Source organism: Ruegeria sp. R13_0, from assembly GCF_017743995.1.
GTDB lineage: Bacteria > Pseudomonadota > Alphaproteobacteria > Rhodobacterales > Rhodobacteraceae > Ruegeria.
Map to the genome: position 1 here is coordinate 65,647 of NZ_JAGHRB010000002.1, position 14,059 is coordinate 79,705.

13 protein-coding genes are annotated in these 14,059 nt (G+C 61.1%); 2 read left to right on the plus strand and 11 right to left on the minus strand.

The window, feature by feature from the left end; all coding sequences use genetic code 11:
* Positions 1 to 109: 109 nt before the first annotated feature.
* From J7394_RS02770 to hutI, 10 genes are all read right to left on the minus strand, one after another.
* On the minus strand, positions 110 to 871 hold the full coding sequence (locus tag J7394_RS02770) for a methyltransferase domain-containing protein (RefSeq protein WP_209250803.1): 762 nt from the start codon (positions 869 to 871) through the stop codon (positions 110 to 112).
* Entirely contained in the window at positions 868 to 1,488 is a 621-nt protein-coding gene (locus tag J7394_RS02775; RefSeq protein WP_209250804.1) for a pimeloyl-ACP methyl esterase BioG family protein, read from the minus strand. The genes J7394_RS02770 and J7394_RS02775 overlap by 4 nt, the downstream gene beginning before the upstream one ends.
* Positions 1,485 to 2,771, minus strand: a complete 1,287-nt coding sequence (gene bioA, locus J7394_RS02780; RefSeq protein ID WP_209250805.1) for an adenosylmethionine--8-amino-7-oxononanoate transaminase — start codon at positions 2,769 to 2,771, stop codon at positions 1,485 to 1,487. The genes J7394_RS02775 and bioA overlap by 4 nt, the downstream gene beginning before the upstream one ends.
* Positions 2,768 to 3,388 (minus strand): dethiobiotin synthase, encoded by a 621-nt coding sequence (gene bioD / locus J7394_RS02785; RefSeq protein WP_209250806.1) that lies wholly within the window; start codon positions 3,386 to 3,388, stop codon positions 2,768 to 2,770. Before bioD ends, bioA begins: the two co-directional genes overlap by 4 nt.
* On the minus strand, positions 3,385 to 4,518 hold the full coding sequence (locus J7394_RS02790; RefSeq protein ID WP_209250807.1) for an 8-amino-7-oxononanoate synthase: 1,134 nt from the start codon (positions 4,516 to 4,518) through the stop codon (positions 3,385 to 3,387). Before J7394_RS02790 ends, bioD begins: the two co-directional genes overlap by 4 nt.
* A complete protein-coding gene (gene bioB / locus J7394_RS02795) occupies positions 4,515 to 5,495 on the minus strand; it encodes a biotin synthase BioB (protein WP_209250808.1) in 981 nt (326 codons plus the stop codon). The genes J7394_RS02790 and bioB overlap by 4 nt, the downstream gene beginning before the upstream one ends.
* Before the next feature lie 127 nt (positions 5,496 to 5,622).
* Positions 5,623 to 7,305, minus strand: coding sequence for a urocanate hydratase (hutU, locus tag J7394_RS02800; RefSeq protein ID WP_209250809.1), 1,683 nt, complete (start codon positions 7,303 to 7,305; stop codon positions 5,623 to 5,625).
* Positions 7,302 to 8,096 carry an N-formylglutamate deformylase gene (gene hutG, locus J7394_RS02805; protein ID WP_209250811.1) on the minus strand — a complete coding sequence of 265 codons (795 nt, stop codon included), beginning with the start codon at positions 8,094 to 8,096 and terminating at the stop codon, positions 7,302 to 7,304. The genes hutU and hutG overlap by 4 nt, the downstream gene beginning before the upstream one ends.
* Entirely contained in the window at positions 8,093 to 9,631 is a 1,539-nt protein-coding gene (gene hutH / locus J7394_RS02810; protein WP_209250814.1) for a histidine ammonia-lyase, read from the minus strand. The genes hutG and hutH overlap by 4 nt, the downstream gene beginning before the upstream one ends.
* Positions 9,628 to 10,836 (minus strand): imidazolonepropionase, encoded by a 1,209-nt coding sequence (gene hutI / locus J7394_RS02815; protein ID WP_209250816.1) that lies wholly within the window; start codon positions 10,834 to 10,836, stop codon positions 9,628 to 9,630. Before hutI ends, hutH begins: the two co-directional genes overlap by 4 nt.
* 82 nt (positions 10,837 to 10,918) lie before the next feature.
* Between hutI and J7394_RS02820 the strand changes: the two genes are divergently transcribed.
* Together J7394_RS02820 and J7394_RS02825 are read left to right on the plus strand one after the other, a co-directional pair.
* Positions 10,919 to 12,277 (plus strand): formimidoylglutamate deiminase, encoded by a 1,359-nt coding sequence (locus J7394_RS02820; protein ID WP_209250818.1) that lies wholly within the window; start codon positions 10,919 to 10,921, stop codon positions 12,275 to 12,277.
* A gap of 78 nt (positions 12,278 to 12,355) precedes the next feature.
* The gene (locus J7394_RS02825) at positions 12,356 to 13,057 is read left to right on the plus strand and encodes a GntR family transcriptional regulator (protein ID WP_170555019.1); all 702 of its coding nucleotides are present in this window, start codon (positions 12,356 to 12,358) and stop codon (positions 13,055 to 13,057) included.
* A gap of 17 nt (positions 13,058 to 13,074) precedes the next feature.
* Here J7394_RS02825 and J7394_RS02830 read toward each other — a convergent pair whose 3' ends face one another.
* A complete protein-coding gene (locus J7394_RS02830; RefSeq protein WP_209250820.1) occupies positions 13,075 to 14,031 on the minus strand; it encodes a LysR family transcriptional regulator in 957 nt (318 codons plus the stop codon).
* Between the last annotated feature and the right edge of the window lie 28 nt (positions 14,032 to 14,059).

The following is a 14,059-nucleotide window of genomic DNA, read 5'->3' on the forward strand; positions in this document are numbered from 1 at the left end:
GCCGCGAACGCAACAGATCATTGCGACGTTTCGGCGTGAGATTTCACAATCTGCGTCTGAGTGCCTGCAAACGCTGAAAAGACGGACGCGGTCAAGTAACCGCGAGGCCTCAGACCTGCGGCTTGCGCGCGACGATCCAGACGGGATGATAGCTGAGAGAGACGCCGTTTTCGGTCTGAAACTGGCGTGTGTACTCTGCCTCGAACAGGGCGAGTGTGGATTTGGTCCAGACGCTCTGCGCGCGCCCGTTGACGCCGGTCTTACGCAGGTGGCGCAGAACATGGCGGGGCGTGGGGAAGTACGAGGGTCGCAGCGCCTCGCCTGTCGAAAGCACCTCCAGGTGCGCTCCTATGACGGCGGCCATCTGGTCAGGGTCGCACAAACCGGGGGCACGGGCCGAGGTGCCGATTTGGTTCAGTTCCCTATATTGTTGCGGACCAAACCCCGAAATCACCAACCAGCCGCCCGGTGCGAGGGATCGCGCCGCCCGCTCCAACAGTGCCTGAGGGTCTTCCATCCACTGGATCATCGACGCCGAGGCAAAAAGATCGGTCTTCTCGGGCCAGATCACCCGCCGCGCATCGCCGCAGATGAACTGCGCGCCCAGCTCATCTGCCGTTTGGCGGGCTTCGGGTGCGATATCATTCAGGGTGAGGCTGTCAAATCGGTGAGATTGACACAGAAGCCGCGTGAAATGCCCAGTTCCGCAACCCAGCTCAAATCCGCGTTCGAACTTGAACGGAGCACCGTGTCGACGCATCTCTTCCACCAGTTTCTCGGCCACCCACGCCTGTTGGCTGGCGGTGTCGTGATAGCTTTGAAAACTGCGGCTGAAGCTACGCTGCACCCGGTCCGAGAGTTGCACTGTCATGCCAACCACTCCGCCCAACTTTGCCTCGCGCGGAACGGGACATGAGGACCTTCGACAGTTCGAATACTATCAGCACGCGAGGCCCATGCGGCCTGTTGTGCGTTAGTAGGAACAATACGGTCTCGGGTGGGAATCCAAATACGATCAAAACCCGGATCTTCAGCTGGGCCACGGTCGATCACCGCGTGCAACTCGGCCCGAGCGGATGGGATATCCAGTTCGGGAACCTCTCCGCTGACGCCCGCGCGGCGGCAGAATTTGGCAAAGCTGGTCTGAGACAATTGATCCGCCGTTGCTCGGATCAAATCGGGCGCGATCCCATGCTCGGCACTTGCAGGGTTCAGCGTGCCGCTGACTGCAACCAAGCGATCTGGACGCATCCCCGTTTGGTTCAGCCAATGCGCGGCCGAGGCGACGCCGAAAGAGAAGGCCAGCAAGTCTACGCGGTCGAACCGCGACAAGTCCGGCAGCGGGTCATCCAGCCCGGTATAATCCTCAACGAACAGCACATTGTCCCCGCCTGTGAGGCAGGAAAACGGCGCAGAACCCAACGCCCATCCCCCGAACACGAGGATCAGATCGGTGCTATCCGAGCGTGCCAGCCAGCGATGCCTCATCCGGCCCCTCCGGCGAGATCGACCATGGCGGCGGTGACGCGGCTCAGCTCATCTGGCGAAATGATGTAGGGTGGCATGCAATAGATATTGCGCCCAAACGGACGCAACCAGACGCCGGTCTTAGGGGCGAGGCCGTGGGCCACGGCAGGGTCGACACGGTCCTTCATCTCGATCACACCGATAGCGCCCAGAACCCGCACATCCGCCACTTCGGGCAAGTCACGAGCCGGAGCAAGTTCAGCCATCATCTGGTGCGCAATCCCAGTGACCTCCGCCCGCCAGTCGCGTTGGACCAATTGGTCGAGGCTGGCAACACTGGCGGCGCAGGCCAGAGGGTTGGCCATATAGGTCGGGCCATGCATCAGCACCCCGGCCTCGCTTTCGCCGATGCCGCGCGCAACCGCCTCGGTCGCGATGGTGACAGCCAGAGTGATGTGCCCTCCGGTCAGGGCCTTGCCGAGGCACAGGATGTCGGGCACCACATCCGCGTGGTCCATGGCAAACAGCTCACCACTGCGGCCAAAACCGGTGGCGATTTCATCGAAAATCAGCAGCACGTCATGCGCGTCACACAGCGCCCGCGCGCCCTTCAGCCAGTTCGGGTGGTAGAAATACATCCCACCCGCACCTTGCACGACAGGCTCCAGGATCAGCCCCGCGATCCTGTCGCCTTTTTCGTCCAACAACTGCTCAAGGGCCATCAGCCCGTTTTCGGCGGCATCCTCCGACCAGTCCTGATCGAACCGGATGGGCGGGCGCGGCAGGAAATGCTGGATGGACAGAGCGCCCTTGAACAGCCCATGCATCCCGTTCACCGGGTCACACACGCTCATCGCTTTCCACGTGTCGCCGTGATAGCCGCCCCGAATGGTGGCGAACTCTGACCGCGCGCTGCGGCCTTTGGCGATCTGGTACTGCACCGCCATTTTCAACGCGACTTCGATGGCGACCGAGCCGCTGTCGCTGTAGAAGATGCGATCCAGACCGTTGGATAGCATTCCGATCAGCCTGCGGCCCAGCTCAACAGCGGGCGCGTGGGTCAGGCCTCCGAACATGACATGCGGCAGTTGCGCCAGTTGGGCCTGCATCGCCTCGATAATGGCCGGGTGGCGATGGCCGTGAACGGTGCACCACCAGGACGACATGGCGTCGATCATCTGCCCGCCGTCCTCACGCGTCAGCCAGACGCCCTCGGAGCCGGTGATCAGATGCATCGGGCCGGGATCCAGCACGTGAGTGTAGGGGTGCCACAGGTGGCGGGCGTCAAACTCCAGCGGGGTCATAGAGCCCTCCGGATCGCATCAAGGTCGATGGTCTGGAACGCATCCGCCAGGTTTTCACGAGTTAGGTCCGAGAGATAGGGTAGACGCCCCAAATGCCGGGTCTTGCACATCTGCGCGACGGTCTGCTCGACCTCCGGTTCGGGATTGCCAACAAAAGCAACGCCAACAACTTCGCACCCCGCATTGCGTAGCGCCATCAGGGACAGCGCCGTATGGTTGATCGTGCCAAGCGCCGTGCGTGCAACCAAGACCACCGGGGCTTGCCATTGCGCGAAGAGGTCCAGATAGAACACCTGCCGGTTCAGAGGGACCATAACCCCCCCTGCCCCCTCAACGACCAGCGGACCATCGACCCGTGGCAGTGCCAGTTGGGCAAGGTCGATCTCGACCCCCATATCCTCGGCGGACAGATGCGGCGAAGCGGGCATATTCAGGCGGTAGGCCTCAGGCAGCACCTCGGCCCCGGACAGGTCGCGCACGATGTCGGTGTCGGTCGCATCCTCAAGCCCGGATTGCACCGGCTTCCAGTAGGTGGCTCCAAGGGCGGCGGTCAAACCTGCGGAGAATACAGTCTTGCCGACGCCCGTGCCGGTTCCGGTGATGATCAGCGCGCTCATGCGGCCTCCGATTGATGTGCCGCTAAGGCGTTGAACAGGGCCGAGATATCGGCGCGATCAACATTGCCGGTGATAGATATCCGCAACCGCGACGTCCCGCGCGGTACGGTTGGCGGGCGGATACCCCTGACGTCGAACCCTTGCGTCTGCAAGCCCTGCGCCATCGTCATCGTGCGCGCATCATCGCCCAGAACGTTAGGAATGATCTGGCTGTTGAGCGCAGCCTCAGCAATTCCAATTGCGCGCGCCGCATCATGGGCATGGCCAATGCGCTTTTGGGCGGCGTCGACCAGACCTGTCTGAGTGGCCAGCGCCCCGAGGGCCGCACGAACCAAGGCGGCATTCAAAGGCGACGGCGCGGTGGCAAAGATAAAAGGGCGTGCGCGGTTGATCAGCGTGTCGATCATGACCTTGGGGCCGCAGATTAACCCTCCGACCACGCCCAAACCTTTGCCGCAGGTGTGCAGCGTCAACAGAGGACAGTCTAAGTCATGTGCCAGCCCCTGCCCCTGAGGTCCGAACACGCCGGTCGCATGCGCTTCGTCCACGACCAAAACGGCGTCCTGTTCCCGCGCCAAACCCGCCAGATCGGTCAGAGGGGCCAGATCCCCTTCCATCGAATAGACGCTTTCGACCGCGATCCAGATTTGGCCCGAGCCGCCCTCGGTCCGCCACTGCTGCGCCTTTTCACGCGCGTCGCCGACATCATTGTGCCGAAACGACCGCTGATCGGCCCGGCAAGAGCGCATGCCCTCATGCGCGCTGGCGTGAACTAAAGCGTCATAGAGAACCAGATCATCGGCCGCAGGAAGGGTTGCGAAAATCGCCTGATTGGCCTGAAACCCGCCGCCCATGAACAAAGCGGCCTCGGCCCCGAAGAACGCGGCGGCCTCGGCCTCAAGCGCTTCATGCTCGGTGTGGTTGCCGCGCAATAGGCGCGAGCCACCAGACCCGACTGGAACACCGCGCGCCAAGGCCTCTTTCGCGGCCTCTTGCAGAAGCAGCGATCCGGCGAGGCCCAGATAGTCATTCGACGCGAAGTCCAATCCCGACGCCGGCGTCAGGACCCGGCGGCGATTCCGGACCTGCAAGGTGTCGAGCATGGATTCGAGCCGAGCAGCAGCCTTCATTCAGCGGCTTCCCGACCCGCCTGATCCCCGGCTTTCTCGGCCTGCAGACCAAGTTTGGCAAACAGGACCATATCGGTGTCCTCTTCGGGGTTTTCCGCCGTCAGCAGCGTTTCACCCACGAAGATCGAGTTCGCACCGGCGAAGAAACACATCGCCTGCATCTCATCGCTCATCTCGCTGCGGCCTGCGGACAAGCGAACGTAAGAGGTTGGCATCAGGATACGCGCCGTCGCGATGATGCGGACAAAGTCGATCGGGTCGATTGGCTCGGCATCGGCCAGAGGTGTGTCGGCCTGCGGCATCAGCATGTTGATGGGAACCGAATCCGGCGCGGGCTGCATGTTGGCCAGCGTCAGCAGCATGTCGATACGGTCGCCCGTATGCTCACCCATGCCCAGAATGCCGCCGGAACACACTTTGATTCCCGCTTCCTGCACTCGGTTCATCGTGTCGATCCGGTCGGCGAAGGTGCGGGTTGTGATGACCTCGGAGTAGTAACGCTCGGACGTATCGATATTGTGGTTGTAGTAGTCCAGCCCCGCATCGCGCAGCTGCACGACCTGAGTGTCGTCCAGCATGCCCAGCGTCATGCAGGTCTCCATCCCCATGGCCTTGACACCTTCGACCATCGCGACCAAAGCTGCCATGTCGCGCGCCTTGGGCTCACGCCAGGCGGCCCCCATGCAGAACCGCGTGGCGCCGCCATCCTTGGCCTTCTTCGCCTCGGTCAGAACACGCTGCACCTCAATCAATTTGGAAGCAGGCAGGGTCGAGCCGTTGCGCGCCGATTGCGAGCAATAGGCACAATCCTCGGCGCAGCCTCCGGTTTTGATCGACAGCAGTTTCGAGGTCTGGATTTTATTCGGGTCAAAATGCTTACGATGGACAGTTTGCGCGCGGAACAGCAGATCCATCAGCGGAAGATCATGAACAGCTTGCGCGGATTTTTTGGTCCAGCCGGAATAAGGGATGATCATTTTATCTATAAAACTCTCGGCAGCTTGCGTTGCGTCGAGTTTATTATCTACAAAATGTCACGACGCAACCCAGCAGGCATCACAAGTTCAATATGACGCATCAATTCGCTGATCGCTGACCAAGGCTCTATCCCAGAATCCCCGGCAACCGCAGCCCGTGTTCGCGCGCACAAGCCTTGGCATCCTCATACCCCGCATCCGCGTGACGCCAAACGCCCGAGGCCGGATCGTTCCACAAAACCCGCTCCAACCGTTTGGCCGCTGCATCGGTGCCATCCGCACAGATCACAACACCCGCGTGTTGGCTAAAGCCCATGCCGACCCCACCGCCATGGTGTAAAGACACCCATGTGGCGCCCGAGGCCGTATTCACCAGCGCATTCAACAACGGCCAGTCGGAAACAGCGTCCGAGCCATCCTTCATCGCCTCGGTCTCGCGGTTGGGTGAGGCAACGGACCCGCTGTCGAGGTGATCTCGGCCAATGACAACCGGGGCTTTTAGTTCTCCGTTGCGCACCATTTCGTTGAAGGCTAGCCCGGCCTTGTGGCGATCCCCAAGCCCGATCCAGCAGATCCGCGCAGGCAGGCCCTGGAAGGCGATACGCTCCTGCGCCATGTCGAGCCAGTTGTGCAGATGGGTGTTCTCGGGGAACAACTCTTTCATCTTGGCATCGGTTTTGTAGATATCCTCGGGGTCGCCAGACAGGGCGCACCAGCGGAACGGGCCGATGCCGCGACAGAAGAGCGGGCGAATATAGGCGGGCACGAAACCGGGGAAGGCAAAGGCGTTCTCGAGCCCTTCATCCTGCGCCACCTGACGGATGTTGTTGCCGTAGTCCAGCGTAGGCACGCCCGCGTTCCAGAAATCGACCATCGCAGCGACATGTTGCTTCATTGAGGCGCGCGCGGCTTTCTCAACCGCTTTGGGATCACTTTCGCGCTTGTCCTTCCACTGCGCCATGGTCCAGCCCAGCGGCAGGTAGCCGTTGACCGGGTCATGGGCGCTGGTCTGGTCGGTAACGATATCGGGGCGCATGCCACCGGCCTGCATCCGGGCGTAGATCTCAGGGAAAATTTCGGCGGCATTGCCCAACAGGCCGACCGATTTCGCCTCACCCGCCTTGGTCCAGCGGTCAATCATCTCAAGCGCTTCGTCCAGCGTTTCCGCCTTTTCGTCCAGGTATTTGGTGCGCAGACGGAAATCGATCGAGTCCGGATTGCACTCGACCGCCAGACAGCAGGCCCCGGCGAAAACCGCCGCCAAGGGCTGAGCGCCACCCATTCCCCCAAGACCGCCGGTCAGAATCCACTTTCCGGTCAGGTCGCCGCCATAGTGCTGACGCCCGGCCTCGGCAAAGGTCTCGTAGGTGCCCTGCACGATTCCTTGCGTGCCGATATAGATCCACGAGCCAGCGGTCATCTGGCCGTACATCATCAGGCCCTTCTTATCGAGCTCGTTGAAGTGATCCCAATTGGCCCAATGCGGCACGAGGTTCGAGTTCGCGATCAGCACCCGAGGCGCATCAATATGCGTCCGCACAATAGCGACAGGTTTGCCGGACTGCACAACCAGTGTCTCGTCTTCTTCCAAATCCTTGAGGCTTGAAACGATCGTATCAAAATCATTCCAAGTCCGCGCGGCGCGCCCGATGCCGCCATAGACGACCAGTTCATGCGGGTTCTCGGCCACGTCCGGGTGCAGGTTGTTCATCAGCATCCGCAGCGGCGCTTCGGTCATCCAGCTTTTGGTGTTCAACTCTGGCCCGGTGGGTGGATAGATATCGCGGGTGTTCTTGCGAGGGTCGGTCATGATGCAAGCTCCAATGCTGTGTCTTGGACGGCGTCCAGAATATCGAATAGCCAGCGGCGCAGGCGGTCGGCTTTGCGGTCGTCATAGGACCATGGCGGGCGCTCGGTTGTGAGGTAGGTGGATTGCGCCAGCTCCATCTGAATGGCATGTAGACCCTCGGCCGGGCGGCCATAGTGGCGCGTTGTCCAACCGCCTTTGAACCGCCCGTTCAAGACGGTGCTGTAGGGTGATGACGCTGCAAACTCATGGGCCGCTGCCTCGATCTCAGGCGCGCAGGTCGTGCCGTTATTTGTGCCCAAATTCATATCGGGCAAAACTCCGTCAAACAGGTACGGAATGGTGCTGCGGATCGAGTGGCAGTCATAGAGGACGGCAATGCCGTGGATCGCCCTGACCCGCTCCATCTCGCCCATCAGCGCGGCATGATAGGGCGCGTGAAACGCGGCGAGGCGTTCGGCGATTTCCACATCGGATGGCGGCTGATCCCAGATCCCATTCCCATCGAAATCGGTCAGCGGAACCAGTGTAGTCGTGTTCTGACCGGGATAGAGCGACACGCCCGACGGATCGCGATTGGCGTCGATCACATAGCGGTGAAAACTCGCTCGGACCGTCGTCGCCCCGGACAACAACCCGTCGTAGAGCGTGTGGATGTGCCAATCCGTGTCCGTCAGCGCCCTGCCCCGCACGTTCAGCTTGGTCTGAATCTCTGGCGGCACATAGGTACCGGTATGGGGCAGACCCAGAACGATGGGGCTATCGTCTCGGGTGACCTCAACCGGATCCGTCACGCGCCCAGCTCCGGCATGGCAAAACTTGTGCTATGCGCGATCTCGCCACTGGAAATCAGGGTCGAGGCTGCCTCAATATCCGGCGCGGTATAGCGGTCATCACCTAAAGGCGGTACCACCGCACGCAACCGGGCCATAACGCCTTGTAGCGTCTTACTGGTGGGCAATGGCGCGCGGAATTCGATCCCTTGCGTGGCGCAGAGCAGTTCGACCCCAAGAATACGCTCCAGGTTGGTGACCATCTGGCCCAGACGCCGCGCGCCATGGGCCGCCATTGAGACATGGTCCTCCTGATTGGCGGAGGTGGGCGTCGAGTCCGTCACGCAGGGGTTGGCGAGATGTTTGTTTTCGCTCATCAAAGCCGCCGTCGTGACCTCGGCAATCATCAGGCCCGAGTTCAACCCCGGATTTGGGGTCAGGAAGGGCGGCAGATCAAAGCTGAGGACCGGATCGACGATCAATGCGATACGGCGTTGAGCGATGGCTCCGATCTCGGCCACGGCCAGCGCGATCATGTCGGCGGCGAACCCAACCGGTTCGGCGTGAAAGTTACCGCCCGAGACGATCAGCCCGGCCTCTGACAGGACCAGAGGGTTGTCGGTGGCTGCGTTCGCCTCAAGCTCAAGCGTTGTGGCGGCCTGTCGGATCACGTCCATTGCTGCACCGACGACCTGCGGCTGGCAGCGGATACAATACGGGTCCTGCACGCGCGTATCGCCGTCGCGGTGGCTTTCTCGGATCACCGATCCGGCCAGCAGGGCGCGCATGGTGGCTGCGGCCTCAATCTGGCCGCGATGTCCTCGAAGGCTGTGGATTTCAGGCTGCAACGGCGCGGTGGACCCCATGATCGCGTCTGTGGTCAGTGCCGAGGTGACCAGCGCGCTCTGGGCCGCTTGCCACGCGCCAAACAGGCCCGCCAAAGCAAAAGCGGTCGAAAACTGGGTGCCATTGATCAGCGCGAGACCTTCTTTCGGGCCAAGCTCCACCGGCGTAAGGCCAGTTGCCTCCAGCGCCTCAGCCCCCGGCATGAGTTTACCGCCAAATTCGGCCTCACCCGCGCCCATCATGACGGCGGCCATATGGGACAGCGGAGCCAGATCACCAGAGGCCCCGACCGACCCCTGCGCTGGGATCACAGGCGTGACGCCCTTGGCCAGCATAGCCTCAAGCAGCGTGATCAACTCCAGCCGCACGCCCGAGGCTCCGCGCCCAAGGCTGAGCAGTTTCAGAACCATCATCAACCGCGCATGCGCCCGCGGGATCGCTGGGCCGACGCCGCAGCAATGCGACAGGATCAGATTGCGCTGCAAGGTCGCCGTATCCTCGGCCGCAATCTTGACACTGGCAAGCTTGCCGAAGCCCGTGTTGACGCCGTAGACTGCGACCTCACCCGCAGCGGCATCCGCGATGCGCGCGTGGGCCGCCTGAATGCCGGGATGGCAGGCCGGGTCCAGCTGCACGGCGCATTCGTCTCGGAACACCTGCTCCAACTGCGCCAGAGAAACAGCGCCGGGCGTAAGGGTCAGGGTGGTCAAACTGCGCCTCCGAAAATGCGAGTGTGTAGCGGATTGAAGCCGATGCGATAGGACAGCTCGGCCGGGTGAGAGACGTTCCAGATCGCCAGATCAGCGCGCATGCCGGGTGCAATCTGGCCGCAATCGTGCAAACCCAGCGCGCGGGCCGCGTTGAGGGTCACGCCTTTCAGCGCCTCTTCGGGTGTCATACGGAACAGGGTGCAGCCCATGTTCATTGCCAAGAGCAGAGAGGTCATTGGGGCAGATCCCGGATTACAATCCGTCGCCAAAGCCATCGGGACATTGTGCTTGCGCAGCAGATCAATGGGCGGAGATTGCGTTTCGCGCAGGGTATAGAAAGCACCGGGCAGGATCACACCAACAGTGCCTGCACCAGCCATTGCCGCCGCGCCCTCGTCATCGAGGTATTCGATATGATCCGCAGACAGTGCGTCATAGCTGGCCGCCAGCTTTGCGCCGCCGAGATTGGACAACTGTTCGGCGTGGAGTTTGATTGGCAGGCCAAGTTCACGCGCCACATCAAACAACGGCACGAGCTGGTCGGGCAGAAAGGCAATTCCTTCGCAGAAGGCATCTACCGCATCAACCAGCCCCTCGGCATGGGCGGCGCGTAGGGTTGGAATGCAAACCTCAGTTATATAGGCGTCCGGACTGTCCTTGTACTCCACCGGCACCGCATGGGCGCCAAGAAAACTGGTTACGACCTGCACCAGACGGTGGTCTTGCAAAGCCCGCGCGGCGCGCAGCATGGTCAATTCGGTCTCGCGATCCAGACCGTAGCCGGATTTCACTTCGATGACCGAGACACCTTCTGCCAGCATAGCGTCCACACGCGGCAGAACCTGCGCAACTAGGTCGCTCAGACTGGCCGCACGCGTGGCCGTTACCGTCGAGATGATCCCCCCTCCGGCGCGGGCGACCTCTTCATAGCTCGCCCCGTTCAAGCGCATCTCGAACTCGACCGCGCGGTGGCCGCCGTGGATCACATGCGTGTGGCAGTCGATCAGAGCGGGTGTCACCAGACGCCCTGCACAGGACGTCTCAGACAACCCGGCATAGGTTTCGGGCAAAGCGGACTGCGGCCCGACCCATGCGATTTTATCGCCCTCGATCACAATTGCCGCTGTCTCGATCACCCCATAGGGAGCACCATTCTCCGCCATGGTTGCGGCGCTCAAGTCCTTCAGGATGTGGGTTGTGGGCATTTGATTCTCGCAGTGGATGCAATTCTCTCTTTTCTAGTACATTTCAATATGTTTTATGTCTATCCATAAAATGGAGAGCCAAATGACCATCTTCGCGAAGCGCGCACTGCTACCAACAGGTTGGGCAGAAAATGTCAGGCTGGATTTGAAAGACGGGCACATCGCCGCTGTGACAGCCGACGCCAAAGCGCAAGACGCAGATGTTGCAGTCGACACCCTGTTGCCTGCGTTGGCCAACCTGCACAGCCATGCCTTTCAGCGGGCCATGGCAGGGATGACCGAATATCGGCGCGCCGGGCGAGACAGCTTCTGGACGTGGCGCGATGTGATGTATCGCTTCACTGAACAACTGACGCCTGATCAGATTCAAGCCATCGCCGCGCTTGTCTATATGGAGATGCAGGAGGCCGGGTTCGCCTCGGTCGGAGAGTTCCACTATCTGCACCATCAACCCGGCGGCGCACCCTATGAGCGGCTGGCCGAGCTATCCGACCGCATCATGGCTGCCGCTGTCGAAACGGGCATCGGCCTGACGCATCTGCCCGTCCTCTACTCCTATGCCGGTGTCGGCGAAGTGCCTTTGGAACCCGGGCAACAGCGGTTCGGCAACGACGTGACCCGTTTCCTGCGACTGGTGGACGAGGCCAAAGCGGCCAGCGCTGCACTTCCCAAGGATTTCCGGGTGGGAATTGCCCCGCATTCCCTGCGCGCGACCTCACCCGCCGATCTGGCTGAAGTGCTGAGCCATCACAGTGGTTTTGTCCATATCCACATAGCCGAGCAGCCGAAGGAGGTTGCGCAGGTGCAGGCTGGCCTGGGCGCACGCCCGGTCGAATGGCTGCTGGGTAATGCCCCTGTCGACAGGCAGTGGTGCTTGATCCACGCCACACACATGACCGATGAAGAGACACGCGCATTGGCGGCGTCAGGCGCTGTCGCAGGCCTTTGCCCAATCACCGAAGCCAATCTAGGCGACGGCCCATTCAACGGCGGGACGTATCTGACCGCAGGCGGCGCGTTCGGTGTGGGATCGGATTCCAATGTCCGGATTTCACTGACCGAAGAGCTTCGGACGCTGGAGTATTCCCAACGCCTGCGCGACCTGTCGCGCAATGTGCTGGTGGTTGGCGAAGGGTCCGTGGGACAAACCCTCTTTTGCGGTGCCGCGACGGGGGGAGCGCAGGCGCTGGGTCGCAACGCGGGGCAGATCGCTGAGGGCGCATTGGCCGACCTCGTTGCCATCGACAGCAGCGACCCGGCGCTGTGCGCTTTGCGGCCGAACCAGTTGCTGGACGGGCTTGTGTTTGCCGCACAGGACAAGGTTGTGACCGACCTCTGGTCAGCCGGGCGGCATAAAGTCAAGGAGGGGCACCACGTGGCACGCGACCAGATCGTGACGCGGTACAGAAAAGCCATAGCCGAGATACTGCCAAACTTGTAACGCTCGGCATCCTCTTTACGCGGGGGACGCCTGCGATACATATTATGAATAAGCTTATTGAGGAAACAGGATCAGATCGTGACGGAGCAGAAGAATATCGGTTTTCAGGATATCCGAGACGAGGTGATCAACCGTATCCAAAGCCGCATCTGGCCTCAGGGCAGTTTGCTTCCGACCGAGTTGGAACTGGCAGCCGAATTCGGCTGCGCCCGTGCCACCGTGAACCGTGCGCTGCGCGAATTGGCAGAACAGGGCATCATCACTCGCAAGCGCAAAGGCGGCACCCGGGTCGTTACGACACCGGTCAAACAGGCCAAACTGCCAATCACCGTGGTCCGCCAGACGATCGAGGATATGAATGCCGAATACCGCTATGCGCTTGTCAGCCGTACGCAGATCGACTGCCCCGCGTGGCTACAGGCCAAGCTGAGCCTGCAGGAAGGCGCACAAATCCTGCATCTTCAATGCATGCATCACGCCGACAACCGCCCCTTTCAGTTCGAAGAGCGCTGGATCAGCGTCGATGCCGTCCCGCATGTGGTGAATGAGAGCTTTCTGACCACCGGCCCCAATGAATGGCTGCTGTCCGAGGTCCCCTTTTCCAACGCTGAGATCGCCTTCTCGGCGGTTCCAGCCACTGGGCAGTTGCAGGACTTTCTGTCAGTGCCACCGGGCACACCGTTGTTCCAACTGGAACGCACGACATGGTTCCAAAGCAAACCGGTCACATTCGTCAGAATGACCTTCCATCAAGGTTATCAGATGCGGACCACCTACTAACCCTTTGCCGAAAACGCTCAGACCGTCGCTGGCTGTTTCGGCGGATCAACGTGCTCGGGTTGATATGTCGGGATCACTCCAATCGGGGGTTTTTCGCGAATGTATTCTCCGATCCGCGCCAACATCGGTTTGCGCGGGCAATTCGGTCGCGTCGCCGCCCCTAGATCGCGCAGATGGCCTGGCCCTTCGAACGGAATAAAGCAAAGCGGCCAGTTATCCCGCTTGAACTGCTCGGCGGCCAGAGCAGAGACAATCGTGCAATCGTCAGAGTGGCAGATATGACGGCAGATCGTCTCGAACCGCAAAGCGGTCAGATCAAAGCGCTTACTGATACGGCTATAGGGATCCTGCTTGGGCAACCGCTCTTCAAGCGCATAGCCGAAGCTATGGGGCAGTCGGATGAAATCATGCACCGGCACCTCATCCGCAGAAATCGAGGGCAACGTGTGCAGCGGATGCCCCTCCCGCAGTGCCAGAAACAGAGGCTCGGACCAGATCGAGGTGAAATCCAGCGCATCGCTGTTGTTGATCTTGGCGACAAGCGCCAGATCCAGCGCGTGATCTTCGACCATCTGCAACATGTTTTGCGGCAGGTCTTCGATCATTGTCACCCGCATGCGCGGGAACAAAGTGCTGAACAGCTCTGAGAAATACTGCGTCAGATATGGGGCCAGCGTGGGCGTCATGCCGATGGTGAAGGGCACCGCCTCGGGGTCGCGGAACTCGGTCGCCGTGTCACGGATCTTTTGCGCGTCATTCAGCATCCGGGTTGCGATGTCGACGATCCGTGCTCCGCAGACCGTAGGGCGGACCTCATTGTTCAGACGCAGAAACAGCTCGGCACCCAGCTCCTGCTCAAGTTTCTTGATCTGGTTGGACATCGCAGGCTGGGACACGTTGCAGGCCGAAGCGGCCTGACTGAACTGGCCGTGTTTGGCGATGGCAATGACGTATTCCAAGTCTCTGAGGTTCATGGCGGGGCAATTCAAACAATCAAATAGG

Bases quoted from the DNA above. Each gene is read 5' to 3' on its own strand.
- hutI (WP_209250816.1), bottom strand. From the start codon at position 10,836: ATGCCCACAACCCACATCCTGAAGGACTTGAGCGCCGCAACCATGGCG.
- J7394_RS02790 (WP_209250807.1), bottom strand. From the start codon at position 4,518: ATGAAGGCTGCTGCTCGGCTCGAATCCATGCTCGACACCTTGCAGGTC.
- bioB (WP_209250808.1), bottom strand. From the start codon at position 5,495: ATGATCATCCCTTATTCCGGCTGGACCAAAAAATCCGCGCAAGCTGTT.
- hutU (WP_209250809.1), bottom strand. From the start codon at position 7,305: ATGACCGACCCTCGCAAGAACACCCGCGATATCTATCCACCCACCGGG.
- J7394_RS02770 (WP_209250803.1), bottom strand. From the start codon at position 871: ATGACAGTGCAACTCTCGGACCGGGTGCAGCGTAGCTTCAGCCGCAGT.
- J7394_RS02820 (WP_209250818.1), top strand. From the start codon at position 10,919: ATGACCATCTTCGCGAAGCGCGCACTGCTACCAACAGGTTGGGCAGAA.
- bioA (WP_209250805.1), bottom strand. From the start codon at position 2,771: ATGACCCCGCTGGAGTTTGACGCCCGCCACCTGTGGCACCCCTACACT.
- bioD (WP_209250806.1), bottom strand. From the start codon at position 3,388: ATGAGCGCGCTGATCATCACCGGAACCGGCACGGGCGTCGGCAAGACT.
- J7394_RS02830 (WP_209250820.1), bottom strand. From the start codon at position 14,031: ATGAACCTCAGAGACTTGGAATACGTCATTGCCATCGCCAAACACGGC.
- J7394_RS02775 (WP_209250804.1), bottom strand. From the start codon at position 1,488: ATGAGGCATCGCTGGCTGGCACGCTCGGATAGCACCGATCTGATCCTC.